21 protein-coding genes and 3 tRNA genes are annotated in these 26937 nt (G+C 67.9%); 6 read left to right on the forward strand and 18 right to left on the reverse strand.

The features are described from left to right. Nucleotides 1-96: 96 nt before the first annotated feature. The 3 genes from ASC66_RS00480 to ASC66_RS00490 form a co-directional block, all read right to left on the reverse strand. Nucleotides 97-172: transfer RNA gene (locus tag ASC66_RS00480), tRNA-Glu, on the reverse strand. Nucleotides 173-284: 112 nt separating this feature from the next. Next, nucleotides 285-360: transfer RNA gene (locus ASC66_RS00485), tRNA-Glu, on the reverse strand. 86 nt (nt 361-446) lie between these two features. Further along, a complete protein-coding gene (locus ASC66_RS00490; protein WP_055833234.1) occupies nt 447-1349 on the reverse strand; it encodes a diacylglycerol/lipid kinase family protein in 903 nt (300 codons plus the stop codon). Between the two features lie 86 nt (nt 1350-1435). Between ASC66_RS00490 and ASC66_RS00495 the strand changes: the two genes are divergently transcribed. Continuing rightward, nucleotides 1436-2080 (forward strand): MBL fold metallo-hydrolase, encoded by a 645-nt coding sequence (locus tag ASC66_RS00495; RefSeq protein ID WP_055833237.1) that lies wholly within the window; start codon nt 1436-1438, stop codon nt 2078-2080. Between the two features lie 8 nt (nt 2081-2088). On the opposite strand, the gene ASC66_RS00500 is transcribed toward ASC66_RS00495, so the two are convergent. The 9 genes from ASC66_RS00500 to ASC66_RS00540 form a co-directional block, all read right to left on the reverse strand. Next, entirely contained in the window at nt 2089-4410 is a 2322-nt protein-coding gene (locus ASC66_RS00500; protein WP_162243457.1) for a transglycosylase domain-containing protein, read from the reverse strand. A 116-nt stretch (nt 4411-4526) separates the two neighbouring features. Further along, nucleotides 4527-5834, reverse strand: a complete 1308-nt coding sequence (locus ASC66_RS00505; protein WP_055833241.1) for an APC family permease — start codon at nt 5832-5834, stop codon at nt 4527-4529. A gap of 30 nt (nt 5835-5864) precedes the next feature. Further along, nucleotides 5865-7220: a M20/M25/M40 family metallo-hydrolase gene (locus ASC66_RS00510; protein ID WP_055833243.1), complete on the reverse strand. Its 1356-nt coding sequence runs from the start codon at nt 7218-7220 to the stop codon at nt 5865-5867. Nucleotides 7221-7290: 70 nt separating this feature from the next. Beyond that, a complete protein-coding gene (locus ASC66_RS00515; protein ID WP_055833246.1) occupies nt 7291-8748 on the reverse strand; it encodes an anaerobic C4-dicarboxylate transporter family protein in 1458 nt (485 codons plus the stop codon). A gap of 150 nt (nt 8749-8898) precedes the next feature. Further along, on the reverse strand, nt 8899-10182 hold the full coding sequence (locus tag ASC66_RS00520; RefSeq protein WP_157509568.1) for an aggregation-promoting factor C-terminal-like domain-containing protein: 1284 nt from the start codon (nt 10180-10182) through the stop codon (nt 8899-8901). A gap of 134 nt (nt 10183-10316) precedes the next feature. Continuing rightward, nucleotides 10317-10388, reverse strand: a tRNA-Gln gene (locus ASC66_RS00525). A 131-nt stretch (nt 10389-10519) separates the two neighbouring features. After that, entirely contained in the window at nt 10520-11446 is a 927-nt protein-coding gene (locus ASC66_RS00530) for an NAD(P)/FAD-dependent oxidoreductase (RefSeq protein ID WP_055833252.1), read from the reverse strand. A gap of 16 nt (nt 11447-11462) precedes the next feature. Further along, on the reverse strand, nt 11463-12980 hold the full coding sequence (gltX, locus tag ASC66_RS00535; RefSeq protein WP_055836023.1) for a glutamate--tRNA ligase: 1518 nt from the start codon (nt 12978-12980) through the stop codon (nt 11463-11465). Between the two features lie 11 nt (nt 12981-12991). Beyond that, nucleotides 12992-13942 carry a LysR family transcriptional regulator gene (locus ASC66_RS00540; protein ID WP_055833254.1) on the reverse strand — a complete coding sequence of 317 codons (951 nt, stop codon included), beginning with the start codon at nt 13940-13942 and terminating at the stop codon, nt 12992-12994. A gap of 81 nt (nt 13943-14023) precedes the next feature. Between ASC66_RS00540 and ASC66_RS00545 the strand changes: the two genes are divergently transcribed. Further along, complete coding sequence (locus ASC66_RS00545) at nt 14024-15130, forward strand: aminotransferase class V-fold PLP-dependent enzyme (RefSeq protein ID WP_082491911.1); 1107 nt, start codon at nt 14024-14026, stop codon at nt 15128-15130. Nucleotides 15131-15330: 200 nt separating this feature from the next. After that, entirely contained in the window at nt 15331-15630 is a 300-nt protein-coding gene (locus ASC66_RS00550) for a GIY-YIG nuclease family protein (RefSeq protein WP_055833257.1), read from the forward strand. Nucleotides 15631-16017: 387 nt separating this feature from the next. On the opposite strand, the gene ASC66_RS00555 is transcribed toward ASC66_RS00550, so the two are convergent. The 4 genes from ASC66_RS00555 to ASC66_RS00570 form a co-directional block, all read right to left on the reverse strand. Next, a complete protein-coding gene (locus ASC66_RS00555) occupies nt 16018-16797 on the reverse strand; it encodes a fumarylacetoacetate hydrolase family protein (protein ID WP_055833262.1) in 780 nt (259 codons plus the stop codon). 34 nt (nt 16798-16831) lie between these two features. Continuing rightward, on the reverse strand, nt 16832-17932 hold the full coding sequence (locus ASC66_RS00560) for a branched-chain amino acid aminotransferase (RefSeq protein WP_055833265.1): 1101 nt from the start codon (nt 17930-17932) through the stop codon (nt 16832-16834). Between the two features lie 29 nt (nt 17933-17961). Next, nucleotides 17962-19011, reverse strand: a complete 1050-nt coding sequence (locus ASC66_RS00565) for a 3-isopropylmalate dehydrogenase (RefSeq protein ID WP_055833268.1) — start codon at nt 19009-19011, stop codon at nt 17962-17964. A gap of 85 nt (nt 19012-19096) precedes the next feature. Continuing rightward, nucleotides 19097-20629, reverse strand: a complete 1533-nt coding sequence (locus ASC66_RS00570) for an MFS transporter (protein ID WP_235496611.1) — start codon at nt 20627-20629, stop codon at nt 19097-19099. A gap of 122 nt (nt 20630-20751) precedes the next feature. On the opposite strand from ASC66_RS00570, the gene ASC66_RS00575 reads away from it, so the two are divergent. Beyond that, nucleotides 20752-21309 carry a TetR/AcrR family transcriptional regulator gene (locus tag ASC66_RS00575; protein ID WP_235496613.1) on the forward strand — a complete coding sequence of 186 codons (558 nt, stop codon included), beginning with the start codon at nt 20752-20754 and terminating at the stop codon, nt 21307-21309. Between the two features lie 141 nt (nt 21310-21450). Continuing rightward, nucleotides 21451-22230 carry a CPBP family intramembrane glutamic endopeptidase gene (locus tag ASC66_RS00580; RefSeq protein ID WP_055833281.1) on the forward strand — a complete coding sequence of 260 codons (780 nt, stop codon included), beginning with the start codon at nt 21451-21453 and terminating at the stop codon, nt 22228-22230. A 71-nt stretch (nt 22231-22301) separates the two neighbouring features. On the opposite strand, the gene ASC66_RS00585 is transcribed toward ASC66_RS00580, so the two are convergent. Beyond that, the gene (locus tag ASC66_RS00585; protein ID WP_055833284.1) at nt 22302-23465 is read right to left on the reverse strand and encodes a ferrochelatase; all 1164 of its coding nucleotides are present in this window, start codon (nt 23463-23465) and stop codon (nt 22302-22304) included. Nucleotides 23466-23562: 97 nt separating this feature from the next. Here ASC66_RS00585 and ASC66_RS00590 point away from each other — a divergent pair, with 97 nt between their 5' ends. Further along, entirely contained in the window at nt 23563-25128 is a 1566-nt protein-coding gene (locus tag ASC66_RS00590) for an SDR family oxidoreductase (protein ID WP_055833287.1), read from the forward strand. Nucleotides 25129-25143: 15 nt separating this feature from the next. Here ASC66_RS00590 and ASC66_RS00595 read toward each other — a convergent pair whose 3' ends face one another. Continuing rightward, complete coding sequence (locus ASC66_RS00595; protein WP_055833289.1) at nt 25144-26934, reverse strand: proline--tRNA ligase; 1791 nt, start codon at nt 26932-26934, stop codon at nt 25144-25146. Nucleotides 26935-26937 lie beyond the last annotated feature (3 nt).

A 26937-nucleotide genomic window follows, 5' to 3' on the forward strand; every position in this document is an offset into this window, starting at 1 on the left:
CCGAGTCTGCCGATAGCATCCGAAACTACCAGCGGCCGCCGACACGGGAAACAGGTGGAAAGCACGAAAGCCTCCGGCGAACCGGAGGCTTTCCTGTGGTGACCCCAACCGGATTTGAACCGGTGCTGCCGCCGTGAGAGGGCGGTGTCCTAGGCCGCTAAACGATGGGGCCGTTTGTGCAACGTAACAATTATGCCGTACTTTTCACCGCGCCGATGACACGCTCCGGTGACGGATGGGCACGAAAAAAGTCCGGCTCCCGCGCAATGCGAGAGCCGGACTGATGGTGACCCCAACCGGATTTGAACCGGTGCTGCCGCCGTGAGAGGGCGGTGTCCTAGGCCGCTAAACGATGGGGCCGTTTTTGCAACTTGAAAAGTATGTCACAGGGAATCGGTGCGTCCAAATCGAGGCACGCCCGGGCGTTTCGTGCTGGCGGGGTCCGGTCAGGCCAAAACCCGCAGCGCACCAGGCACGATGTCGACCTGGACCGGGAGCGGGCCGACCCGCTCCCCGTCGGCGTATGCGACGATGTCGGCGGCGTGGAGGGAGACGCTGCGGACCCGGGTGATCTCCACCTCCGGCTCGTTCACGTGCTCGCCGGAGAACACCCGGGGGAAGAGGCGGAGCAGCCGCGGCTTCGACAGCGCGCTGACAATGAAGAGGTCGAGTTGGCCGTCGTCGAGTTCGGCGTCGGGAGTGATCTTCATGCCGCCGCCGATCGAAACTCCGTTCGACACCGCGATCAGCATGGCGCTGACCTCGCGGGCGACGCCGTCGACGACGAGCGAGTAGTGGATCGGCTTGAAGCTCAGCAGCTCGCGCAGCATGGCGATCGTGTACCGGCTCGGGCCGCGTGGGCGCGTCATGCGGTTGGCCCGCTCGTTCACCCTCGCGTCGAATCCGGCCGAGAGCGCGCCGCAGAACCACGTGGTGAGGGCGCCGTGGCGCACACGGGCGGCATCGATCACGCGCGGCTCGCGTCCCAGCGCATCGAGCAGTCGTTCGATCGCGGCATCCGCGTCATCCAGCGGCAGGCCGAGCACACGGGCCATGTCGTTGCCGGTTCCGGACGCCACGATGCCCAGCGGGATCGATGTGCCGGCGACGAGGTTGGCTCCGAGGGAGACCATGCCGTCACCGCCGACGACGATGAGCGCATCGGTTCCGCGGGCGACGGCGTCTTCCGCCTCGCGGCGCAGGAGTTCGAGGTTGGGTTCACGCAGCATCGCCACGTCGTAGCCGGCCTCGACCAGACGCTCGGCCACACGTGGGCCGACGTCGCGGCGACGCCCGAACGATGCATTCGGGTTGATGGCCACGGTCAGGCGCAGCGGAGCAGTCGGCATAGGCCGATTATGGCGGTGCCCGGCGCCCGCGCACCAATTGCGTGCTGCGTGTTGCGTGCGATTGCGGCACGGTGTTTGCTACAGACATGCGAATCACGAAGCTGGAACACGCCGCTGTCGTCATCGAAGAGGGCGGCAGGACTCTCTTCATCGATCCAGGCAAGTTCACCCGCCCGGTCGCAGCCGACGCATCGACGTCCGCCGTTGTGATCACACACCTGCACGATGATCACTGGACCCCGGAGCAGGTCGAGCGGATTCGCACGGCCAAGACCGGCGTGCCGATCTTCGGGCCGGCCGGAGTCGTGGCCGCCGCTGCCGCCTACGGCATCGATGTCACCCCGGTCGAAGCGGGCGACGCCGTCTCGGTCGATGGCTTCGAGTTGCGCTTCTTCGGCGGTGAGCATGCCGTCATCCACCGCTCGATCCCGGTCATCGACAACGTCGGCGTGCTGGTGAACGAGCGCTTCTATTACGGCGGGGACTCCTTCGCGGCACCGACCGGGGTCGCTGTCGAGGTGCTCGCGGTGCCGGCCGGCGCCCCGTGGATGAAGATCGCCGAGGCGATGGACTACGTGGAGGCCGTCGCGCCGTCGCAGAGCTTCCCGACGCACGAGATGCTGCTCTCTGACGCCGGCAAGGCACTCTCCAACGCCCGCATCGCGTGGAGCACCGAGCAGGGCGGCGGCACCTTCCGGGCGCTCACACCGGGCGACTCCATCGAGCTCTAACCGGCCGGCTACTCGCCATTTCCGTTGCCGTTTCCGTTGTTGCCGTTTCCGTTGCCGTTTCCGTTTCCGTTGTTGCCGTCGTCGCCGCCATTCTCGCCGTCGCCCTCGCCGCTGTCGTCGCCGTCATCGCCGTCATCGCCGTCGTCGCCGACTGACGGTGGGCGCTCTCCGACGATCGCCGAGGGCGGCAGCGTCGTGAATTCGTCTCCCCCGTACTTCGCGTTCGCGACCGACATGACGGCCGGCCACATGCGGTGCCGCGCGGTCGAGGCCAGTCCGCTGTCGAAGTCGATCGCCCGCTGATTCGCATCCCCGGTGACACTGACGACGGCGGTGACGGTCGCCACCTTGCTGCTCGCCCCGTTCATCCAGGTGTCCTTGTTGCCGTCGGTCGTTCCCGTCTTGCCGATGACCGGTACCCGCGGCTCTGCGCCGAAGTAGGACTGGGTCGCGGTTCCGCCCGTCATGACGCCCTGCAGGGCGAAATGCATGGCCGCGGCGACGTCCGGCGAGACGGATTGCGTGCACGTGGACTGCGGAACCGGTAGTTCCGTTCCGTCGGCGCTGACGATCCGATCGATCACGACCGGGCTGCAGGTGACTCCGTTGTTGGCGATCCCGGCGAAGGCGATGGCCATGCTGAGGGGCGCGACCTCGTTGATTCCGATCACGGCCGATGCGCTCTGCACGAGCGGGTTGCCGTCTGCGCGATGCATCCCGAAGGCCTCGGCCGTCTGACGGATGCCGCACAGGTCGAGTTCCTTGGCCATGCCGATGTAGCCGGTGTTGATCGACTGCAGCGTCGACTGCAGCGCCGTGTAGTTCGCCCCCGACTCGTTGGCGTCGTTCTTCGGGCTCCAGTTCTCGCTGTTGTAGTTCTGCGGGCCGAGGCAGCTGTCTCGGAACGTTCCCCAGTTCGCTTTGGGGCGCGAGTCGACCCGCTCGTTCAGCGAGTGTCCTTCCTTCAGCCATTCGGCGAGCGTGAAGACCTTGTATCCCGATCCCGGCTGGAATCCGCTGGACCCACCGTGCGCGTAGTCGGTGCTGTAGTTGATGCCCGTGTAGTTCGGATCGTTGCCGGTGACGGCGGGATCCTGGCTGTAGAGCTTGTTCTGCACCATCGCGAGCACGCGCCCCGTGCCGACCTGCACACTGGTGATGACCGATCCGACGTCCCAGCCGGGGTAGGTCATCGGCACGTTCGCCGCCATCGTGGCGGCGGCCGCCGCCTGCAGGTCGAGGTCGATGCTCGTGTACACGTCGTAGCCGCCGCGCCGGAAATTCAGCATTCGGGTGTCCGCGTCGGCCCCGAAGGTCGGGTCGGTTTGCAGCACGGTGCTGACGTAGTCGCAGAAGTACGCAGCGTTGCCGGCGCTCTGGCATCCGGTGCTCGGCTCGGTGATCACCGGCTCGACGGGACTCGCCACCGCCTCGTCGTGTTGCGCCTGCGTGATCTTCGTGTAGCGCAGCATCTGGCCGAGGATGTAGTCGCGGCGGGCCTTGTTCGCCGCGTAGCCATTGGCCGCGCCGTTCCGCCAGTCATCTGGATGGTCGAGCTGGAACTTGACCGGGTTGTTCACGATCGCCATCAGGCTGGCCGCCTGGGCGAGCGTCACCCCGGCCGCGGTGGTGTTGAAGTAGTAGTTGGCGGCGGCCTCGACCCCGTAGACCGTGCCGCCGAAACCGGCGATGTTGAGGTAGCCCATCAGCACCTGGTCTTTGGTGTACCGCTTCTCGAGGCCGAGCGCGAGCCGCATCTCCTTGAGCTTGCGCGAGGGCGAGGTCTCGGTCGCCTCGTCGTAGCAGCTCAGGCGTTCCTCCTCGCTGGCCGCGCGTTCGCACTTCTGCACATTCACGTTCTTGACGTACTGCTGCGCGATCGATGACCCGCCCTGGATGTCGTCACCGAGCACCGTCATCGCCACGGCGCGCAACGTGCCCTGGGCATCGATGCCGCCGTGGTCGTAGTAGCGCGGGTCTTCACCGGCGACGGCGGCATCCTTGATGAACTGGCTCACACCGTCCCAGCCGACCTCGATGCGGTTCTGGTCGTAGAAGGAGGCGAGCAGCAGCGGCTGGCCGTCGTTCTGGACGGCGTAGATGTTGCTCTTCTGCGACAGCGGCGTGATCGCGAGGTAGTCGGGGAAGCCCTCGAAATAGGCGATGGAACGGCTCGCGGCCAGCCCGCCGACGGCCAGAACAGGGGTGACGGCTCCTGCCAGCAACGCGCCTGCGGCAACGGCAGCGGCCACCATGCCGAGCAGCCCGCCGAAGACTCCGCCGACGCTGCGCGTCTCGGTGAAGGCAGGCTGTCGATCTTTGCGACCCACGCGTTCACCCCCGGCCTGCACACTCGTGAACATTGCTCAGTGATCTATGGAACAACAACATTCCGGCGAAGTCCAGAGCCATCTGGGCACGGATTCGTACCGATCTGATGCCAAGGTCAGAGCGCCTCTTCCGGCGGGGCCGGCGCCCCCGCTCGGCGTGCGCGCGCCTTCCACACGAGGTCGATGACGATCGAGAGCAGGATGATCCCGACGAGCGCGATAGCGGTTCTCGGCTCGTTGACGAGGGTCGTCGTGCAGAACACGATGAAGGTGCCGAGGGTCGCCACGAAGGCGATGACCAGGACGATGATGCTGGCACCCGTGGCCTTGTACAGGCGGAAGTGCGCGACGGTGACCGCGGTGAACACGAGCAATGCGACCGCGCTTCCGATGGAGGCGATGTTGTTCACGTTGAACCCGACCACCAGCACGCTTGCCAGGGCGGCCATCACCAGGAGTCCGACGGGGAACCGGCCGATCGAGCGCCCGAACACTGGCGGGAACTGGCCGACGGAGGCCAGATGCGCCGACATCCCGATCGACGGATACAGGCCGGCATTGACGGCGCCCGTGGTCGAGAACAGCGCCGTGATCACCATCAGCACGTAGCCGGCCTGGCCCAGAGTCGGTTTGGCGGCTTCGGCGAGCGCCGTCGTTCCGTACTCGACGACCTGCTCGGCCGTGAGCGTTCCGAACACCCCGAGCGACACAGCGACGTAGATCGTCGTCGCGATCGCGAGGGCGAGGTAGATCGCCTTGGGAAGCTGCCGAGAGGGATTGGGGAGATCCTTGGCGGTGAAGGTGATCACGCCGAAACCGAGGAACGCGAAGAAGGTGAGCGCGATGCTCGCGATGATCTCCCTGACGCCGGGATATCCCGCGGGCGAGAGCAGCTCGATGTTCCAGTTCGCGATCGTCACGGCGGCGAAGACGACGAGGATCGCCAACACAACGATCACGATCACCGACTGCACGCGCGCCACCGCGGTGGAGCCGACGGCGTTCAGCGCGGTCATCACCACGATCAGCACCAGGGCGAGCACCGTCGCCCAGAATGGGTCTCCTCCCGCGACCACCGAGCTGGCGTAGGCGCCGAAGGAGGAGGCGATCATCGCCACGACGATGGACCCTGCCGTGAAGAACAGCCACGATGCGATCCCGGTCAGGTGCCCCTCGCCGAGACCGTGCGAGAGGTATCCGAGGATCCCCCCGCCGGAGGGATACGTGGCGCCGAGTTTGGCGAAGGAGTATCCCTGCAAGCCGGCGATCGCACCCGCCGCGAGAAACGACACCCACACGGCGGATCCGGCGACGGCACCCGCCGCGCCCAGCAGCGCGAAGATGCCAGCACCGACCATCGACCCGACGCCGATGAATGTCGCCTGGATGACCGTCATCCTCTTCACAGCGGGCTGAGCCGTCATGGCGATCCTGCCCCCGATCCGCCCCACGGCTCAGCCGCGAGACGCCTCTGCGAGGTTGAGGATGAACAGCGTCTGAGCGGCGATCATGCGCTCGATCTCGCCGGGGTCAACGGACTCATCGGAGGCGTGGATGCGCGACTGGGCGGTGTCCTCCGCTCCCCAGAGGATGATTGCGCCCTCTGGCGCCACCTTCTGCAGCGACGCAACGAGCGGGATCGAGGCGCCACTGCCGATCGACTCGACCGGAACGCCGTACGCGGCCTCGAGAGCCTCAGATGCCGCGATGATGGCGGGATGCGCCTCGTCGACGGCGAAGGCGTGGCCCACCTTCACCTTCTCCACCTCGACCTCGCAGTTCCACGGCCGTTGTGCGCGCAGATGTGCCATAAGGGCCTCGAGTTGCGCGTCGCCATCCGATCCGGGCACGATCCGCATCGAGAGCTTTGCCGTGACCTCCGGCAGCAGCACATTCGACGCCACCGCCGTGTTGGGCAGGTCCATGCCGAGCACCGTCACGGATGGCTTCGCCCAGATCCGGTCAGAGAGCGTGCCCGTTCCGAGGAACTCAACCCCGGGCAGGATCGCTGACCCCTCTCGATACACGGATTCCTCCATGCTCGCGCCCGTCCAGCTGCTGCTGTCGACCCCTGCGATCACGGTGTCGCCGTTCTCGTCGTGCAGTGAATCGAGAACCCGGATCATCGCCGTCAGGGCATCGGGGGCCGCGCCGCCGAACATGCCGGAGTGCACCGGGTTCGCCAGGGTGCGCACGGTGACCGTGCATGCGACGTCGCCGCGGAGCGCGGTGGTCAAACCGGGGCGGCCGACCTTCTGCGGGCCGATGTCGGCGATGACGTAGGCGTCCGCCGCGAAGAGTTCCGGGTTGTCCTCGACGAAGGCCTCGAGGTGCGAGATCGTCTCCTCCTCGCCCTCGACGAGGATCTTGACGCTGCACGGGCGATCGGGTCCGAGAAGCGCGAGCGTTCCGTAGTGGATCACGAGACCAGACTTGTCATCGGCCGCACCGCGGCCGTAGATGCGGCCGTCGGCCTTCGTCACCGGTTCGAACGGCTCGCTCGTCCAGCCCTGGCTCTTCGGCGCGGGCTGCACGTCGTAGTGCGCGTACAGCAGCACAGTCGGCGAGCCGGCCGGGCCGGGGAGATCGGCGTACACGCACGGGTATCCGCCCGGCACATCCAGGAGCTTCACCCCGCTTGCCCCTGCTGCCTCGAAGAGTTCGACGACCGCTGCCCCCATCGCGTGCACGGGTTCCGGATCGAAACCCGGGAAGGCGATGGAGGGGATGCGCACGAGGGCCTCGAGCCTCTCGATGATCTCTGGCATCAACTCTGCCGCGCCGCGCGCGATTTGTTCTGGGTCGGACATGTGTGCCTCCAAACAGGATGGTGCTTACGGGGTGGTGGGACGGTGTGGCGTTGGACGGTGTGGTGGCGGCTCAGGCCGGAACGACGAGCTGGATCAACAGGCCGGCGATGACGACCGCGACCCACGACACCAGCATCGGGATCGTGAAGGAGTGCCAGATCGGAACCTGGGTCAATTTGGTCGAGCCGGTGAGGTCTGTCTCCACCGCCGCGATCTGCGAACCGTTGGCCGGGAACAGCCAGACACCGATCAGCGACGGCCACATGGCGGTGATGATGCCCGGTGCGAGTCCCGCGGCGAGCGCGATGGGGATCAATGTGTTCGTTGTCGCAGACTGACTCGTCGTGAGACCACAGACGAGGAACAATGCGACGGCGAGCATCAGCGGGTTGGCCTCGATCATCGCGCCGAGAGGCTCGATGATCGTCTCCTCATTCGCCGAGATGAAGGTGTCGGCCATCCAGGCGATTCCGAACAGCGCGACGGCGGCGACGAACCCGGCCCTGAGCAGCGGTTGCTCGACGACGAGCGACGGCTTCACCTTCCTGACCAGGATGATCACGAGTGCCACGGTGAACATCACCATCTCGATGACGGTCGACATGCCGATCGGCACGAGCTCGCCCTCCTCGTCGGGGAATGCCGGGCGCAGGCCGGGGAAGAGCCCGAGGAGCACGATGAGCAGGGTGCCGGTGACGAAAATCCACGCGGCTGTCGCTCCACCTTCTGGGACCGGGTGCTCGATCAGCACCGGCGCCGCCTTGGCGCGACCGCCGGATTCGGAGCCGACGGACTCGGAGCCGCCGGTTGCAGAAGCCGATCCGCCGGCTCGGGTCGCGGTGCCGCCGACCCGTGCCGCGTAGCGCTCCTGGAGCGCTTCCGGAACCTCGACGGTGCCCTCGGCGACCCGCTTCATGAACACCGGGTCATCGAGCAGATCCTTGCCCAGGTGCTGCTGAACGAAGGAGGTCGCGATGCAGGCGACGATGGCCGCTGGCACCGTGATGAGCAGGATCTGTGGCAGACCGTATCCGGTGCCGTCCATCAACACGATGTACGCGGCCATCGCCGCGGACACCGGACTGGCCGTGATGCCGAGCCCGGAGGTGACCGTGGATGCCGCGAGAGCCCGCTCCGGGCGCTGCCCGTTGCGGTACGAGGTCTCGTAGATGACGGGGATCAACGCGAAGAAGATGTTCGAGGTGCCGGAGAGCACGGTGAACACGAACGCGACCAGCGGGGCGACATAGGTGAGCCGCTTGGGATTTCGCTGGATGATCTTCGAGGCGATCGCGACCAGGTAGTCGATACCCCCGGCCGCCTGCATCGCCGACGACGCCGTGATCACGGCGATGATGATGAAGAAGGCGTCGACGGGGATGGCACCCGGTGGGAGATGGAAGGCGAACACGAGGATGACCGTGCCGACGACCCCCCAGAGCCCCAGCCCCAGCCCCCCGGTTCGGACACCGAGCACGATGGCCCCGATGACAACACAACCTTGCAAGAAGACGAGCAGATATTCCATCGCTACCCCAACCCTCGAAAGGCACCGGCTGCCGCCGCCGGTGTGAGTGAGAGAGTACCCCCGGTCGGGGTTCACGTCCAGAAAAGTTTCAGGGCAGCGTCAGACAGTGCCCAGTCGAGCGGCGATTCCCGCCCGGCGGGGGCGCCGGCGTCAGTACCAGCCGACGGTCTCCGAATGCTGCCACGCCCCGCACGGGTTGCCGTAGCGTCCGCCGATGTATGACAGGCCCCATTCGATCTGCGTCGCGGCGTTTGTGCGCCAATCGTCGCCGCTCACGCTCATCTTCGAGCCGGGCAAAGCCTGCGGGATGCCGTATGCACCACTGGAGGCGTTATAGGCATTCGCCCGCCAGCCGGACTCGCGATTCCACAGGGCGACGAGGCAGTCGAACTGCTCGCTCCCCCACCCTCTGGCGGCGACGGCACCCGCAGCGTATGCGCGGGCCGCGGCCGGATCCACCACAACCTCGGCCGGCGGAGGCGCTGACGGGCCGGGGCCCGGGGAGGGCGGGTCGGGCTGGCTCGGTGCAGGCTGGCTCGGTGCCGGCTGGCTCGGTGCCGGCTGGCTCGGTGCCGGGCTTCCTGCCGCCGCCTCGGCCGCCGCGCGCTCGGCGGCCGCCTGCTGTTCGGCGAATGCGGCCTCCGCCGCCACACCGTCGCGGTAGCCGCGTTCGAGTTCGGCCGTCGTGCTGCGCAGCACGGCGAGCTGGGCGTAGAGCGTCTCCGCCGCCTCCCGTTGGGCACCGAGCTCGGCGTCGGCTTCGGCCGAGGCCCGCTCGGCTGCCACGCGGCTGGATTCTGTGGCATCCGCCAGCGCCGCACGCTCCCGTTCGGCCCGGCGGGCGTCCCCCGTGAGCGCGCTCACCAGATCCTGCTCGCCGAGAGCCTTCTCCCGGAGCGAGGCGGCCAGTGCGCTGACCCGGCTCGCGGTGCCCAGCTGGCGAAGCATGTCGTCGCTCGCGTCACTCGCCGCAGCGCTGGATGCCGGGGCGGCGGAGAGGAACACCCTCGTCATGTCGGCAGCACCGGCACGGTAGAGCTGGGCCGCGATGCGGCCGAGCTGGTCCTTGCCCTCCTGGGCCTGCTCGCCGGCGGCGTCGAGCTGGGTGGAGAGCGTCTCGGCGCGTGCCGCTGCTGCCGCCTCCTCTGACGCGGCTCGGTTGGCGGCATCCGCCGCAACGATCGCCTGCTCACCGGCCTCATCGGCCGTGGCCTGCAATCCCGTGAGGAGGGTGTCGATGCGCGCGGCCGCCGCAGCGCTGGCCGCGGTCGACGCGGTGGCGGCCTCGACCTCCTGCCAGCTCGGATACTCCTCGGCAGCGGTGGCTGGGGCGGCGACGAGTGTCGAAGAGACGAGCACCGAGAGGGCGAGCAGCAGCGTTGCGGCAGCCGGGACGGCACGCCGCATGGCCGGTCTCTCTGCGTGTTCCGTCATCGCCAGAGAGCCTAACTGTCTCGTGCAGCCTGCTCGGGATCTGAGCCCGCTGGCCGCGAAATCACCGCCGAATGGCAACAAAAAAGCCCCGCCGAAGCGGAGCTTTTCGTCTGCAGTTCTGAATCAATGCACTGCTGGGGTACCTGGACTCGAACCAAGAACAAAGGTACCAGAAACCTCCGTGTTGCCAATTACACCATACCCCAATGCCCTACCGGGCCGGTGGCCGCGAAGCGAACTTCGAACCGAGAAGAACTCTATCCCATGCCGAGAGATCGGGCAAAACCGAGCCGGAATCCCGCGCGTGCCGCCGCCGGATTCCGACTTCCGAGCATGTTCAGCCCGGCAGGAGCGGGCCGAGCAGATCGCGATTCAGGGCCGCGGCGACCGCAGCGCCATGGCCGGCAGCGATGATGAGCTGTTCCGGGCCGGGCGCCGTCGAGTCCCCGGCCGCGTAGACACCGGGCACGCTCGTGCGGCCACAGGTGTCGACGGCGATGAGCCCGTCGGCATCGAGCGCGATGCCCAGACCGTCGAGGTAGTCGATGGCCGGGGTCCAGGCCGGGCGCACGAATCCGGCCTCGCGCGGGATCGTTTCCCCGTCGGCGAGGAGCACGCCCGTCATCCGGCCCTGCTCCCCCACGACATCCGTGATGGGACGTCGCTCGACGGCGATTCCGCGGGCCTCGAGGGCTCGCTGCTCCGGCTCGCTGACGGCATCCGCACCGTTGGTGAAGACGATCAGATCGGTCGACCACTGGCTGATCAGCAACGCGCGTTCGGCGAGGTCGGCCGATTCACCGATGAGCGCCAAAGCCTCATCACGCTTCTCGTAGCCGTCGCATTCGACGCAGCTGTGCAGATCGGTTCCGTACCAGGCGCGCAGACTCGGCACCGATGGCATCGTCTCGACCAGGCCGGTCGCGACGACGATGTTGCCGACCGTCACCTCGAGGTTCGCCGCACCGCGGATGCCGCGGGCGGAGAGCTCGAAGCCACCGCCGGAGCGCGCGCGCACGCTCTGCACGAGACCGGCGTGGAAGTTCGCGCCCGGGTAGCCCTCGAACTCCTCGCGCCCGAGCTTGCGCAGCTCGAGCGGAGGAACGCCGTCACGCGTGAGAAAGCCGTGGGAGCGCAGAGTGGCCGCATTCCGCGGCCGGTTGCTGTCGATCAGCAGAACGGTTCTGCGCGAACGCACGAGGCCGAGGGCCGCGCTCAGCCCGGCCGGCCCCGCCCCGATCACGGCGACGTCGAAATCGCTCATTGCAGCCCCCTCGAAACTACGCGGTCAGCGAAGCTGCCAGTCGGTTCAGGCGAGCCAATGCGTCATCCTTGCCCAGGATCTGCATCGACTCGAACAGCGGCGGCGAGATCTTGCGACCGGACACGGCGACGCGCAGCGGGCCGTATGCGACGCGGGGCTTGAGCCCCAGACCGTCGATCAGGGCGCCACTCAGGGCCTCCTGCAGCTGCTCGTGCGTCCATTCCACCGCGGGAATGCGATCGAGCGCGTCGACGGATGCCGCAAGCACCTCGCCGGCGTTGGCCGGCAGCGATGCGAGCGCCTGCTCGTCGTACTCGAGCCCGGCGGCATCCGTGAAGAGGAAGCCGAGCATGCCCGGCGCCTCGCCGAGCAGCGTGATGCGCTCCTGCACGAGCGGGGCGGCCTCTGCCAGCGTTGCCGCCTGGCTCGGGCTGAGCGGCGCCGTGAGGATTCCGGCCTTCTCGAGGTAGGGAACGGTGCGCGCGGCAAAGTCAGAGACGTCGAGCAGGCGCACGTGGTCGCCGTTGATCGACTCGGCCTTCTTCAGATCGAAGCGGGCCGGGTTCGGGTTCACGTCCTCGACGTCGAACGCGGCGATGAGCTCCTCGATCGAGAACACGTCGCGGTCGTGCGAGAGCGACCAGCCGAGCAGCGAAAGGTAGTTGACGAGACCCTCCGGAATGAAGCCGCGGTCCCGGTGGTGGAACAGGTTCGACTCCGGGTCGCGCTTGGAGAGCTTCTTGTTGCCGTCGCCCATGACGTAGGGCAGGTGGCCGAAGCGCGGCACGAAGCTCGTCACTCCGACATCGATGAGTGCGTGGTACAGCGCGATCTGGCGCGGCGTCGACGAGAGCAGGTCCTCGCCGCGCAGCACGTGGGTGACCTGCATGAGCGCGTCATCGACCGGGTTCACCAGCGTGTACAGCGGTGCGCCGTTCGGGCGCACGACGACGAAGTCGGTGAAGGAGCCCGCCGGGAAGGTGATCTCGCCGCGGACCATGTCGTCGAAGGAGAGGTCGGTGTCCGGAACGCGCAGGCGCAGGGCGGGCTCGCGGCCCTCGGCGCGGAAGGCGGCGCGCTGCTCAGCGCTGAGGTCACGGTCGAAGTTGTCGTAGCCGTGCTGCTTGGGGCGGCCCGCCGCCTCGTTGCGGGCGTCGATCTCTTCGGCATTCGAGTACGACTCGTAGACGTGCCCGGATGCCACGAGCTTCTCGATCACGCCGAGGTAGATGTCCGTGCGCTGCGACTGCCGGTACGGCTCGTGCGGGCCGCCGACGTTCACACCCTCGTCCCAGTCGAGTTTGAGCCAGCTGAGCGCGTCGACGAGCTGGTGGAAGCTCTCCTCGCTGTCGCGGGCGGCATCCGTGTCTTCGATGCGGAAGATCAGCTTTCCACCGGTGTGGCGCGCATATGCCCAGTTGAAAAGGGCGGTGCGCACCATGCCGACGTGCGGCGTTCCGGTGGGCGAGGGGCAGAAGCGCACGCGTACGTCGCTGCCGGTGGCGGTGGACCAGGGGTGATTTGCGTCAGACATCGTGACCAATCCTAGTTCGTCGAAGCGTCAACCCCGGTGGGCGTCGTGGTGAGCTCTTCGAGCACGCGCAGGGTGGCCGCGATCGCGGGCACGTGCGTGGCGCCCGGGGTCGTGACGACGTGGATGGTGCGGTGATTCCGGTTGCTCGTCGGGCGCACGACGACGCCGGCCGGCGTGCCAGCCGACTCGATCGCGAGCGTCGGCAGCATCGCGACGCCGAGGCCGGCGGCGACCATGCTCATGACCGCCAGAAAGTTGTCGGTCTCGTAGCCGATGCGCGGGGTGAAACCGCCGGCGTCACAGAGTTCGAGCAGGTGCCCGCGGCAGCGCGGGCATCCGGCGATCCAGGCCTCGCCGGCGAGTGTGGCCACGTCGACGGTCTCGGATGCCGCGCGCTCATGGCCAGCGGGCAGCACGAGCATCATCTCCTCCCGGCTCAGCACCTCCGCGCGCAGGCCGTGCGCGCTCTCGGTGTGCGGATCGACACGGTCTCCCGGGTAACTGAAGGTGAGGGCGAGGTCGGCCTTCCCCTCGCGCACGGCGGAGACGGCCTCCGGCGGCTCCGCCTCGATGTAACTGATGTTGATGCCGGGGTGGCGCGCGGTCATCGCCGCGAGCAGCCGCGGAACGATTGTCGGCGACGCGGACGGGAAGGCGGCGAGCCGCACCCGACCGGAGCGCAGGCCGGTGAGTTCGGCCAGTTCGCCTGCCGCGGCATCGAGCGCCCTGATCACGGGGCGTGCGTGGCGGGCGAGCACCAGCCCGGCCTCGGTGAGGCGCACCCCACGGCCGACCCGCTCGACCACGGGCATGCCGATGCGCTGGTCGAGGCGCTTCAGGTGCTGACTGATCGCCGGCTGACTGTAGCCGAGCGCGTCGGCCGCCGCCGTGATCGAGCCGTGCTCGGCGATGGCGTCGACCACACGCAACGAGTGGGAATCGAGATCGAGTTCTGCGCTCATCCCGCAATCATAACCAGTGCTTATCAATCACATTGAATCCCTCCCCTTGTCGAATGAAATCGGATCGCTCAAGCTGAACACATGCACAGCGCAACGAGCCACCGCCCCGCCGCCACGACGGCGCACGCAGTGACGCTCGGCACCACCTCGCTGACCGAGGCCGCTGCGCTCTTCCGCGGCGGCCGCGGCTACCTCAGTGCATGCACGATGGGGCTGCCGACGACGCAGACGCTCGCGGCAACGCTGCGCGACGCGGAACGCTGGTCCCGCGGCGAGGCGAGCGTCGCCGATTATGGTGCAACCGTCGAACGGGTGCGCGCGGGCTACGCCGGCCTCGTCGGCACGGCAGTCGACCGTGTGGCGATCGGCGCCCAGGCCTCGGTGTTCACCGGCATGGTCGCGGCGAGCGTTGCCGATGGCGGCGAGGTGCTCTGCGTCGACGGTGACTTCAGCTCGATGGTCTTCCCCTTCCTCGGCCAGGAGCATCGCGGCGTCCGCGTGCGGCACGTTCCGCTGGCCGAGCTGGCGTCGGCGATCACGGCCAACACCGCCCTCGTCGTGTTCTCGCTGGTGCAATCGTCATCGGGCGCCGTGGCGGATGCCGCAGCCATCACCGCCGCAGCACGCGTCCACGGCGCACGCACACTCTGCGACACCACCCAGGCCGCCGGCTGGATGCCCGTCGATGCCGAGGCGTTCGATGCCACGATCTGCCACAGCTACAAGTGGCTCTGCGCTCCCCGCGGCGTCGCCTTCTTCACCGTCTCGAGCGCGTTCCAAGACGAGCTGCGCCCCCTGCACACGGGCTGGTACGCCGGCGAGGACCCCATCGCGGCCTGCTACGGGCCCGGCATGCAACTCGCGGCCAGCGCGCGCCGCTTCGACGCATCACCGGCCTGGCAGGCCTGGGTCGGAGCAGAGCCGGCGATCGAGCTGTTCCGCGGTCTCGACCTCGAAGCTGTGCGCTCCCACGCCGTCGGGCTCGCCGATGCCTTCTGCGACGGCCTCGGCGTCGAGCCCAAAGGTCAGGCGATCGTGAGCTGGCCGGATGCCGACGGCACCGCACTCGCGCAGCTGACGGCATCCGGAATCACCGCATCGGGCCGCGCCGGCTGTGCCCGCGTCGCGTTCCACCTCTGGAACGACGAGTACGACGTGCGCGACGCCCTCCGCGCCCTCGGCCACTGACCCCCGGCACAGCCTTCCGGCTTCCGCCGGTCGAGTAGCGAGGCACGAGCGTATCGATACCCCGCCGACACCCGCCCCGGCCCGAAACCGGGTCTCGATACGGCCGCGGGCGGCCTACTCGACCAACGAAATCGAAGCGGTATCGGCACCCGCTGTGGATAACTTCTGCGGGGTGGCCCGTCATCCGAAATACTGCAGCCATGCCGTACATGTACATCGTGGAGTGCGCCGACACATCGTTTTACGTGGGCAGCACGTGGGATGTTGAGAAACGTGTGTGGCAGCACAACCACGACGGAGGCGCGGCCTACACGCGCCGGCGCCAGCCCGTTCGGCTGGTGTACTTCGAGGAATACGAGTCGATCGCCGAAGCCTACGGGCGCGAGAAGCAGGTTCAGGGCTGGGGCCGCGCCAAGCGGCAGGCACTCATCGACGGAACCGGGGCAGAGCTGCTGCCCACACTCGCGAAGAAGAGATTCCAGACTCCGCCGACCGCGTAGCCGGAGCAACCAGCCTCCGCCGATCGAGTAACGAAAACTCCCGTCGGTCGAGTAGCGAGGAACGAGCGTATCGAGACCCCGCACGAGTCTCGGTTTCACGCGGGAAACTGGGTCTCGATACGGCCGCGGGCGGCCTACTCGACCAACGGGAGCCTCCGCCGGTCGAGTAGCGAGGAACGAGCTTATCGAGACCCCGCACGAGTCTCGGTTTCACGCGGGAAACCGGGTCTCGATACGGCCGCGGGCGGCCTACTCGACCAGCGGGAGCCTCCGTCGGTCGAGTAGCGAGGAACGAGCGTATCGAGACCTCGCCGACACTCGCTTCAGCCTGTAACCGGGTGTCGATACGGCCGCGGGGGGCCTACTCGACCAGCGGAGAGGGTGAGGCTAGAGGCGGACGATGGGGTTGCTCAGCGTACCGATGCCCTCGACGGTGACGCTCGCGACATCGCCGGCCTGCACGGGGAACGAGCCGGCCGGCGCGCCGGTGAGGATGACGTCGCCAGGAAGCAGCGTGAAACAGCTGGACAGGAACGACACCGTTTCGGCGGCCGAGTGCCGCAACAGCGCGGTGTCGCCGCTCTGCGCGAGCGTGCCGTTCACACCGCCGCTGACGTCGATGCCCTCGAGGTCGAACTCGGTCTCGATCAGCGGGCCAAGCGGGCAGAAGCCGTCAAAGCTCTTCGCCCGCGCGCTGTGGTCGTCGCTCTTCATCAGATCGACCGCCGTGAGGTCGTTGGCGATCGTGTAACCGAAGATCCGGTCCTCTGCGTCCTCGATCGACACGTTCTTGGCGATCTTGCCGATCACGATCGCGATCTCCGCCGCGCCGTGGACCTCGGCGGATGCCGCTGGCAGCACCACGCGGTCGCCCGGGCCGACGACCGTCGTGTTCGGCTTGATGAAGAACTGCGGCTCGAGCCTGCGGTCGCCCTCTGACTCCTGCTCGTCCCTCTCGGTCTCGCTCGCGTAATAACCGCGGCCGACGCCGATCACCTTCGAGCGCGGGATCACGGGCGCGAGCAGCACGGCGTCCGCGAGCGGCACCCGCTCCCCCGTCGTGTCGAGCCCACCGAACATGGGGTCGGAGGCGAGCACGACGAGGTCGCCGTCATCGACGATGCCATAGGCGATGCGGGCGTCGTGGCTGAAGCGTGCGATCTTCACGGGGAACCTTTCGAAGCGGTGTAACGTGCGGCAACTACGCGTCGAGGCGGGTCAGCCAGCCGTGGCGGTCGGGGCGGCGGCCGTACTGGATGTCGGTGAGCTCCTCGCGCAGCGACATCGTGAGCTCACCGGCCGGAGCGTCGGCGTCGCCGATGCTCACCTCGTTGTTGCGCAGCTGGGCGATGGGCGTGATGACGGCGGCGGTACCGCAGGCGAACACCTCGGTGATCTCACCGGATGCCACGCCCTCCTGCCATTCGGCGAGGGTGACGCGGCGCTGCTCGACGGTGAGGCCACGGTCCCTGGCCAGCTGCAGCACCGAGTCGAGGGTGATGCCCTCGAGGATGCTGGGCGACTCCGGCGTGACGACGCGGCCGTCCTTGTAGACGAGGACGACGTTCATGCCGCCGAGTTCCTCGAGGTACTTGCCCTCCGCCGAGTCGAGGAAGAGCACCTGGGCGCAGCCCTGCTTGTAGGCCTCGGCCTGCGGCAGGAGGCTGGAGGCGTAGTTGCCTCCGGTCTTGGCCGCGCCGGTTCCGCCGCGGCCCGCACGGGCGTAGTCGGTGGAGAGCCAGATCGAGATCGGCTTCACTCCGCCGGGGAAGTACGCTCCGGCCGGGCTGGCGATCACGTAGTACGCGACCTTCTCTGCGGCGCGCACACCGAGGAACGCCTCCTTGGCGAACATGAACGGACGCAGGTACAGGCTCTCATCCGGCGCAGACGGCACCCAGGCCCCGTCGACGGCGATGAGCTGCTTGAGCGACTCGATGAAGTACTCGGTCGGCAGCTCCGGCAGGGCGAGGCGGCGGGCCGAGCGCTGCATGCGCTCCGCGTTGGCCTCGGGGCGGAAGGTCCAGATCGAGCCGTCCTCGTGCCGGTAGGCCTTCATGCCCTCGAAGATCGTCTGCGAGTAGTGCAGAACCGCCGCTGCGGGGTCCAGCGGGATCGGGGCGTACGGCTGCACGCGCGGCCGGTGCCATCCGCCCTTGACCGACCAGCAGATGTCGACGGTGTGGTCGGTGAAGTGGTTGCCGAAGCCGGGGTCGGCGAGAATCTCGGCGCGGGCGGCATCCGAGGCGCCGACCAGGTTGCGGGTGACGGCGAATTCGAGGGGTGCTGGGCTGCTGGTCATCGTTCGTCCTTGTCGATGGGGGGGTGGGGTCAGATGCGGGCGGCGATGGCGTCGCCGATGGTGGCGGTCGACCGGGCTTCCCCGGTGCGGGCCGCCATGTCGGCGATCACTGCCGTGTTGACGTTGTCGGATTCCGTCGCGAGGCCGAGGTGGGCCAGGAGCAGCGAGACGGAGAGGATCGCCGCGGTGGGGTCTGCCAGTTGCTTGCCCGCGATGTCGGGGGCCGATCCGTGGATGGGCTCGAACATGCTGGGGAACTGACCGCTCGGGTTGATGTTGCCCGACGCCGCGAGACCGATGCCGCCGCTGATCGCCGCAGCCAGATCGGTGAGGATGTCGCCGAAGAGGTTGTCCGTGACGATGACGTCAAACCTAGCAGGATCGGTCACGAAGAAGATCGTGGCCGCGTCGACGTGCAGGTAGTCGACCGTGACGTCGGGGAACTCGGCCGCCACCGCGGTGACGGTGCGCTGCCAGAGGGCACCGGAGAACACGAGCACGTTCGTCTTGTGCACGAGCGTGAGCTTCTTGCGCGGGCGGGCGGATGCCACGGCGAAGGCGTGCCGCACGAGGCGCTCGACACCGAACGCGGTGTTGACGGAGACCTCGTTGGCGACCTCATGCGGCGTGCCCTGACGGATCGCGCCGCCGTTGCCGACGTACGGTCCCTCCGTGCCTTCGCGAACGACGACGAAATCGACATCGCCGGGCTTGGCCAGCGGGCTGGCGACACCGGGGAACAGCACCGTCGGGCGCAGGTTGACGTAGTGGTCGAGGCTGAAGCGCAGCTTGAGCAGCAGTCCGCGCTCGATGTTGGCGCCGACCAGGCGCGGGTCGCCCGGCACGCCGCCGACCGCGCCGAGCAGGATGGCGTCGTGCCCCTTGATCGCGTCGAGGTCGGCATCCGTCAAGACGTCCCCGGTCTCCAGGAAGCGGTTCGCTCCGAGGGAGAAGTGGGTGGTGTCGATGGTGACGTCGCTGCCGGCCGTTGCGGCATCGAGAACCTTGAGCGCCTCGGCAATGACCTCTGGGCCGATCCCATCGCCGGGAATGACAGCAAGTTTCACGACACGGGACATTGCACTCCTTGAGAATTGCGAGGGGGTGGGCCTTGCGGCACGACTGTCTCCAGCGTAGTACCGAGGCCCGCCCCGCTCGCGCTCGTCAGCGTGCTTTACGCAGGGTGGTCAGGCCGATGACCGCGGCGGCCAGCACCATGGCGGTGCCGATCCAGGCGGCGAGGCCGACACCGCTGTCGAACGCGAGTCGTGCCGACTCGATCAGTGCGGCGGCCGCGTCGGCCGGCAGCTGCCCGGCCACCGCGACTGCGCCGCCCAGCGTCTCACCTGCTGCCGCCTGCTGCACGTCACTCAGGCCCTGCGGCAGCTCGACGGCCGCGCGGTAGGAGGCCGTGAGGATCGTGCCGAGGATGGCGGTTCCGAGCACGGCGCCCAACTCGTAGGCGGTCTCAGAGACGGCGGATGCCGCACCGGCCTTGTCGGCTGGCACGTTCGTGAGGATCAGCTCGTTCGAGACCGTTTCGGCCGCACCGATGCCGAGGCCGAGGGCACTGAAGGTGATCGCGATGCCGAGGGCGGAGATCTGCCCGCCGCTCAGCGCGATCGCGGCGTAGCCACCGGCCGAGATCAGCAGCGCAGCGGGAATGAGGCGCGATGGCCGCACGCGCTTGGCGATCGGCACGACGGCGAGGCCGGCGATGATCATGATCACGAGCCCGGGCACCAGCACGAAGCCGGCATTCATCGGCGAGAGTCCGAGCACCAGCTGGAGGTGCTGCGAGACGAAGAACAGACCACCGACCAGCGCGACGACGCTGAGCAGGTTGATCAGCACCGCGCCGCTGAACGCGCCACGACGGAACAACTCCGGATCGAGCATCGGAGTCTCGAGGCGGTACTGACGGCGGACGAAGAGCACGCCGGCGACGACACCGAACAGGATCACGGCGACGCCGAGCACATCGAAGCCGCTCTCGGCGATGTGCTTGATACCGAAGACGATGGGCAGCATCGTGACGAGCGAGAGCAGGATGCTCGGGACGTCGATCTTGCCCGGGTGCGGGTCACGCGACTCGGGGACGAGCATCGGAACCAGGATCATGAGCGGCACGAGCAGGGGCACGGCGAGGAGGAACACGGAGCCCCACGAGAAGTTCTCGAGGAGCATTCCGCCGACGATCGGGCCGAGCGCGCTTCCGGCCGCGAATCCGCTGGCCCAGATGGCAACGGCGAGGCGGCGCTGGTCGCGGTCGGTGAACACCGAGCGCAGCAGCGAGAGTGTCGAGGGCATCAGCATGGCGCCGAAGAAGCCGAGCAGCGCGCGTGCGGCGATGAGCCACTCGATGCTCGGGGCGAATGCGGCGGCGACCGAGACGATGCCGAAACCGGCCGAACCGATCATCAGGAGCTTGCGACGTCCGATGCGGTCGCCGAGGCTGCCCATCGACACCAGCAGACCGGCCAGCATGAGCGGGTAGATGTCGATCATCCAGAGCAGCTGGGTGCCCGTGGGCTGGAGCGCCTCAGAGATGGCCGGCAGGGCGAAGTTCAGAACGGTGTTGTCGATCGAGATCAGCAACACGGGCAGCATGAGCACTGCGAGCGCGACCCATTGCCGTTTGCTGCGCGTCGACTGCACGGCAGTTGGCGCGGTGATGTTCACGGTGGGGGTTGACACGACTATCAGCTCTTTCAGTTCTGCGCGCTGGTGCGCACCGAGTACGACGGGACTCGACAACATTACCGTCCAGCCGGTACAGTAGTCAAATGCCTGCAGAGCCTCCTCGCTACGCTGGGCGTGTGAGCACTTCGCACCCCACCCGCGACCGCATCCTCGACGCCTTCGAGGCGCTGCTGATCGACGACGGCGAGAAAGCGGCCACGCTGGATGCCGTCGCGGCACTCGCCGGGGTCTCCAAGGGCGGTCTGCTCTATCACTTCGCCTCGAAAGACGCGCTCGTCGAGGGGCAGCTCGCCCGGATGACGGAACTCGGCACAACGGATGTTGAGAACATCAGGACCGCACCGGCCGGCTCCGTCGACTATCTGATCCGCACCTCGGTGAACGCCGGCACCCCGCTGGACCGCGCGATCATCGCAGCGGCCTGCCTCGCGCAGGGCAAGCACCCGGCCGCCAACGAGGCGCTCGCGGCGCTCCGCGTGCAGTGGCTGGCCGTCATCGAAGAGGCCGTCGGTGACCCAGACATCGCCGAGGCGATCCTCCTGGTCAGCGACGGCCTCTATTACAACTCCGCGCTCGCCGGCCCCGTCGCCGGCACCAGCATCGACCCGAGCTCGCCGGCATCCCTGGCCCAGATGGACCGGCTGCTCGCCGTGCTCGGGCGTCTGCTCAACTAGGACCTGTCCGACAAATAGACTGCTGCCCTAGCGATGCGGCGCCGTCGATCAATGCGACAGCGTGCCCTTGCTTCACTGGCTCCGCTGCGGCCCGCCAGAGTGACAACTCGAATACGCCCGCCGACTGAAAGGCACCAGCGCATGCGCGTCACCCCTCGTCTCTGGATCGGCCTGGCGATCTACGTCGGCTACGTCCTGGTCATCTACGTCTTCTCAAAACTCAGCGGGGTGGCGTACACCGACATCGGGACGTCCGCCGAGTTCACCTGGCGTGGAGCGGTACTCGACCTCGCCGTCGGCGCGGTACTGCTCGCCATCACCACGTGGCTCCTGGGGTGGTGGAAGCCCGCACTGTTCGAGCGGAAGCGGTCGCACCACAAGTGGCCGATCTTCGTCCCAGCGCTCATGCTCATTCTCGCCGTCGTGAACCTGTTCAACACCGACTGGTCACAGTTCGACGCGTCATTCCTCGTGTCCCTTCTCGCCCTCGGGCTCGCCGTCGGGTTCTGCGAAGAACTGATGTCACGAGGCCTCCTGCTGACAGCATTCCGCTCGCGCCTCCCCGAAGTATGGGTGTGGCTGCTCACCTCGATCCTCTTCGGTGGCATGCACTTGATCAACGCCGCACTCGGCGCTCCCCTCACGGGCACTCTCGGACAAGTGGTGATCGCCGCGATGACGGGTACGAGCTTCTACATCGTGCGGCGAGTCACGGGCTCTCTCATCTGGGCCATGGCGCTGCACGGAATCTGGGACATCTCCGCGTTCTCGGTCGGCTTTGCCCCGCTCGGCGCTGCCTGGACGGCCATCCTGGTTCCCGTCATCGGCATTCTTGCCGTCGCTGTCGTTCATTGGGTGATCAAGGGTACGGATGAGATGCCGATCGGAGCAACGACGGCCGCAGCACCCGCACGCCTTTAAGGGCCAGTCGGCTGGCGGCGAGTTGCATGCCTCACATCCGGCACAACCGCCCATACATCCGGCACAATCGCTCAGGGGGCGATGCCGGCGAGCGCCGGCTTGAACCCGAGGCGCGCGTTCTCGCAGCAGGCCGGCCTGCACACGTCGAACCAGGGGCCGAGCGCCGTCATTGCCGGCCGCTCCGCGACAGGCGTGCCATCGCGGCGTTCGAGCACGAGGTCGACGAGCCCGGAGACGTAGTCCCTGTTGGTGCCGGGTGTTGCAACCCTGATCATGCTCAGACCGCTCTGCTCGGCCGTTTCACGCGCCTCGTTGTCCAGATCCCACATGACCTCCATGTGGTCGCTGACGAAGCCGAGTGGCACAACGATGACGCGGCGGCGGCCGGCGGCCGGCAGCTCGGCGATCGCGTCGTTGATGTCCGGCTCCAGCCACGGTGTGCTCGGCGCCCCGGAGCGGGACTGGTACACCAGCTGCCACGGCACCGGCGCGAGCGGCTCCGCCGTGCTCGCACGTTCGGCCCTGCGCTGCTCGACGGCGAGCATGACGACCTCGGCGACGGCGTTGTGTTGAGCGGCGTATGCGCCACCGTGGCCGAAGTCGACGTCCCTGGGGCCGGAGCGCTCGGCATCCGCGGTGGGGATCGAATGCGTGGCAAACAGCACCTCGACGTCATCACTGAGGGCGGCCGCACCGAAGTCGGCCTCGCAAACGGTGATCGCCTCATCGACGCCATCAATGAACGGGGTCACGAAGCCGGGGTGATCGAAGAACTGCCGCACCTTGTCGATCGTGATGGTGCCGTGCGTTCCACTGGACTCCAGCGCCCCCCAGAGGTCTTCACGGTACTGCCGGCAGCTCGAGTACGAGGAGTAGGCACTGGTCGCGATGGCGATGAGCGAGCGGAAGCCACGGCTCTCAGCCTCCTCCAGCGCCTCGCCGAGGTACGGCGCCCAGTTGCGGTTGCCCCAGAGCACGGGAAGATCGATGCCGCGGCGCTCGAGTTCGGCCTCCAGCGCGGCCTTGAGCTGGCGGTTGTGATCGTTGATCGGGCTGACCCCGCCGAAGTGCCGGTAGTGCGTTGCGACCTCCTCGAGCCGCTCCTCGGGGATGCCGCGCCCTCGCGTCACATTGCGGAGGAACGGGATGACGTCATCCTGCCCCTCCGGCCCGCCGAAGCCCGCAAGCAGGATCGCGTCGTAGTGGGTCGGTGACGTCTCTTCGGTGTTGTGCATTGCGGCTCCATCGTTCACTGCGGAATTTTATCTAGCTTGGCTAGTAATTAACGTAACATGCTGTGTGGGGCTCAAACACCCCGGAGCGGAGGCTGCGATGAACGAGCACAGAACCGTCGAGAACGGAACCGTCGAGCCCAGGACCGTGCTGGTCACGGGCGCGACCGGGTACATCGGCGGCCGGCTGGTGCCCAGACTCCTCGACGACGGCCACCGGGTGCGGGTGCTCGCCCGCTCGGCGAGCAAGCTGAGGGACGTGCCGTGGCACGATCGTGTCGAGGTGGTCGAGGGTGATCTGCTGGATCGCGGGGCCGTCGCGGCGGCCTGTGACGGCATCGACGTCGTCGTCTACCTCGTTCACTCGCTCTCGGCCAGCGGCTCCTTCGAGGAGATCGAGCTGCAGACGGCGCGAAACCTCGCGGATGCGGCGCTCGCCTCCGGTGTTCGCCGCATCATCTACCTGGGTGGCCTCCATCCGGATGCGGAGGAACTCAGCCGCCACCTGCGCTCACGGGCGGCGGTCGGTGAACTCTTCCTCGGATCCGGGGTGCCGACGATCGCGCTGCAGGCCGGCATCGTGATCGGTTCGGGTTCCGCATCGTTCGAGATGATCAGACACCTCACCGAGGTCCTGCCGTACATGCCGGCCCCGCGCTGGGTGCGCAATCGCGTGCAGCCCATCGCGGTGCGCGACGTGCTGCACTACCTGCTCGGCGCGGTGAGCACGGCCGGAGACGTCAACAGGACCTTCGACATCGGCGGGCCCGACATCCTGCGCTACGGCCAGATGATGAACGGCTACGCGCTCGAGGCGGGGCTGCCGCAGCGGCCGATCGCACCGCTGCCCGTGTTGACACCGTGGCTCGCCTCACAGTGGGTCAACCTGGTGACGCCGATCCCCCGCAGGCTCGCCGTGCCGATCATCGAGTCGCTGCAGTACGACTGCGTTGTGCGCGAACACGACATCGACGCGGTGATCCCGCCCCCCGATGGCGGCCTGACCGGGTACCGTGCGGCGGTGCGCCTCGCCCTGGCCAGGATGAAGGATGGAGCGGTCGAGACGTCCTGGCACGGCGCGAGCCTGCGAGACGCACCCGCCGATGCGCTCCCGAGCGATCCGGACTGGGCCGGGCACACGGTCTTCGTCGATGAGAGGACGCGCTCGACTCGGGCGGAGCTCAGCGATCTCTGGGCCGTGACCGAGGGCATCGGCGGGGAGAACGGCTGGTACTCGCTCCCGCTGGCGTGGGCGGTGCGCGGCTGGCTCGACAAGCTGGTCGGTGGTGTGGGCCTCAGCCGGGGGCGCAGGCACACCGCCACGCTGCACACGGGTGACGCCCTCGACGTCTGGCGCGTGGAGGACATCGAGCGGGGCGCACGCCTGCGCTTGCGCGCGGAGATGCGGGTGCCGGGGCGGGCGTGGCTCGAATTGGAGACCAGGGATGCCGGGACTCATCGCGTGTACCGGCAGCGCGCGATCTACTTTCCGCACGGGCTGGCCGGACGGCTCTACTGGTACGTGCTCGTGCCGTTCCACGGCGTGATCTTCAACGGCATGGCGAACCGCATCGTGCTGGAGGCGGAGGCTCGCACCGCAGACGCGAAAGCGGCCAGGGAACACGGCGGCCAGGGAACACCGAGTTCCCTGGCCGCCCGTGGCTGAGGCCGTGCGCGCTCGCTAGGCGAGTGCCTCCGCGACCTCGCTGATGGCGACGGGGGTGCGCACTCCCGTGCGGCGGTCCCATATCTCGACGAGGCCCTCCGCGACACCGCGGCCGGCGATCACGATCGTCGGCACGCCGATGAGCTCCGCGTCACCGAACTTGACGCCGGGCGAGACCTTGGGGCGGTCGTCGAAGAGCACGTCCTTGCCCGCGGCTTCGAGAGCGGCGGCAACGGTTTCCGCCGCCTCGAACACGGCCGCGTCGCGGCCGGTCGCCACGACGTGCACGTCGAACGGCGCGACGGACGGCGGCCAGATCAGACCGTTCGCGTCGTTGTTGAGCTCGGCGATGATCGCGAGGATGCGGGTGACGCCGATGCCGTACGAGCCCATCGTCACGGTGACGAGCTTGCCGTTCTCGTCGAGCACCTTGAGGCCGAGCGCCTCGGCGTACTTGCGTCCGAGCTGGAAGACGTGGCCGATCTCCATTCCACGGGCCAGCTCCACCGGGCCGGAGCCGTCGGGTGCGGGATCGCCGGCGAGAACCTCGGCGGCCTCGACGGTGCCGTCGGCCGTGAAGTCACGCCCGGTGACGAGGCCGAAGACGTGGTGGCCGTGCTCGTTCGCTCCGGTGATCCACTCGGTTCCGGAGACGACGCGGGGGTCGAGCAGGTAGCGGATGCCGGTGCTGCTCAGCGTCTCCTCCGTTCCCTCCTGAACGGCGGCGCCGAGCACGGGGCCGGCTGCGGACCACGGGCCGATGTAGCCCTTGACCAGGCCGGGGTGGGCCTTGAAGTCGTCCTCGTTGGCCGGCTCGACCTCGGCCGGGGAGAACGCGGCCTCCGCGCGCTTCTGATCGACCTCGCGGTTGCCCGGCAGGCCGACGACGACGAGCTCGCGGCGTCCGTCCGGGTAGCGGAGGGCCAGCACGACGTTCTTCAGCGTGTCGGCGGCCGTCCACGTCCGGCCGTCCGGGCGCGGGTGGTTCAGGTTGGCCGCGTCGACGAGGGTCTGGATGGTGGCCGTGTCGGGCGTCGGCAGCACCTCGGCCGGAGCGAAGCCGTCGAAGGGGATCGCCTCGGGAACCACGGTCGTGAACGCCTCGACGTTGGCCGCGTAGCCGCCGGCCGAGCGCACGAAGGTGTCCTCACCGATCGGGGTCGGGTGCAGGAACTCCTCGCTCTTGGAGCCACCCATCGCCCCGGCATCCGCCTTGACGATGACGTACTCGAGGCCGAGGCGCGTGAAGATGCGCTCGTAGGCGTCACGCTGGGCCTGGTAGCTGGCGTCGAGGCCGGCATCCGTGTAGTCGAAGGAGTACGCGTCCTTCATGGTGAACTCGCGGCCGCGCAGCAGGCCGGCACGGGGGCGTGCCTCGTCACGGTACTTGTCCTGGATCTGGTAGATCGAGAGCGGCAGGTCTTTGTAGGAGTTGTAGAGATCCTTCACGAGCAGCGTGAAGACCTCTTCATGGGTGGGGGCGAGCAGGTAGTCGGCGCCCTTACGGTCCTTCAGGCGGAACAGGCCGTCGCCGTACTCCTCCCAGCGGCCGGTGATCTCGTACGGCTCACGCGGCAGCAGCGCGGGGAAGTGCACCTCGTGCGCTCCGGCGTTGTGCATCTCGTCGCGCACGATGCGCTCGATCTTCTCCTTGACGCGCAGGCCGAGCGGCAGCCACGCGAACACTCCTGGGGCTTGACGGCGAATGTAGCCGGCCCGCACGAGCAGGCGGTGGCTGGTGACCTCGGCATCGGAGGGGTCTTCGCGCAACGTTCGGAGGAAGTAGTTCGACAGGCGTGTAATCACCCT

The sequence above is a fragment of the Leifsonia sp. Root4 genome (genome assembly GCF_001425085.1).
Taxonomy (GTDB): domain Bacteria; phylum Actinomycetota; class Actinomycetes; order Actinomycetales; family Microbacteriaceae; genus Microterricola.

Excerpts from the sequence above, each read along its gene's own strand:
- ASC66_RS00540 (WP_055833254.1), bottom strand. The coding sequence starts at position 13,942 with ATGAGCGCAGAACTCGATCTCGATTCCCACTCGTTGCGTGTGGTCGAC.
- ASC66_RS00495 (WP_055833237.1), top strand. The coding sequence starts at position 1,436 with ATGCGAATCACGAAGCTGGAACACGCCGCTGTCGTCATCGAAGAGGGC.
- ASC66_RS00565 (WP_055833268.1), bottom strand. The coding sequence starts at position 19,011 with ATGTCCCGTGTCGTGAAACTTGCTGTCATTCCCGGCGATGGGATCGGC.
- ASC66_RS00490 (WP_055833234.1), bottom strand. The coding sequence starts at position 1,349 with ATGCCGACTGCTCCGCTGCGCCTGACCGTGGCCATCAACCCGAATGCA.
- ASC66_RS00510 (WP_055833243.1), bottom strand. The coding sequence starts at position 7,220 with ATGTCCGACCCAGAACAAATCGCGCGCGGCGCGGCAGAGTTGATGCCA.
- ASC66_RS00545 (WP_082491911.1), top strand. The coding sequence starts at position 14,024 with ATGCACAGCGCAACGAGCCACCGCCCCGCCGCCACGACGGCGCACGCA.
- gltX (WP_055836023.1), bottom strand. The coding sequence starts at position 12,980 with ATGTCTGACGCAAATCACCCCTGGTCCACCGCCACCGGCAGCGACGTA.
- ASC66_RS00550 (WP_055833257.1), top strand. The coding sequence starts at position 15,331 with ATGCCGTACATGTACATCGTGGAGTGCGCCGACACATCGTTTTACGTG.
- ASC66_RS00530 (WP_055833252.1), bottom strand. The coding sequence starts at position 11,446 with ATGAGCGATTTCGACGTCGCCGTGATCGGGGCGGGGCCGGCCGGGCTG.
- ASC66_RS00505 (WP_055833241.1), bottom strand. The coding sequence starts at position 5,834 with ATGACGGCTCAGCCCGCTGTGAAGAGGATGACGGTCATCCAGGCGACA.
- ASC66_RS00520 (WP_157509568.1), bottom strand. The coding sequence starts at position 10,182 with ATGACGGAACACGCAGAGAGACCGGCCATGCGGCGTGCCGTCCCGGCT.
- ASC66_RS00590 (WP_055833287.1), top strand. The coding sequence starts at position 23,563 with ATGAACGAGCACAGAACCGTCGAGAACGGAACCGTCGAGCCCAGGACC.
- ASC66_RS00560 (WP_055833265.1), bottom strand. The coding sequence starts at position 17,932 with ATGACCAGCAGCCCAGCACCCCTCGAATTCGCCGTCACCCGCAACCTG.
- ASC66_RS00580 (WP_055833281.1), top strand. The coding sequence starts at position 21,451 with ATGCGCGTCACCCCTCGTCTCTGGATCGGCCTGGCGATCTACGTCGGC.
- ASC66_RS00515 (WP_055833246.1), bottom strand. The coding sequence starts at position 8,748 with ATGGAATATCTGCTCGTCTTCTTGCAAGGTTGTGTTGTCATCGGGGCC.
- ASC66_RS00585 (WP_055833284.1), bottom strand. The coding sequence starts at position 23,465 with ATGCACAACACCGAAGAGACGTCACCGACCCACTACGACGCGATCCTG.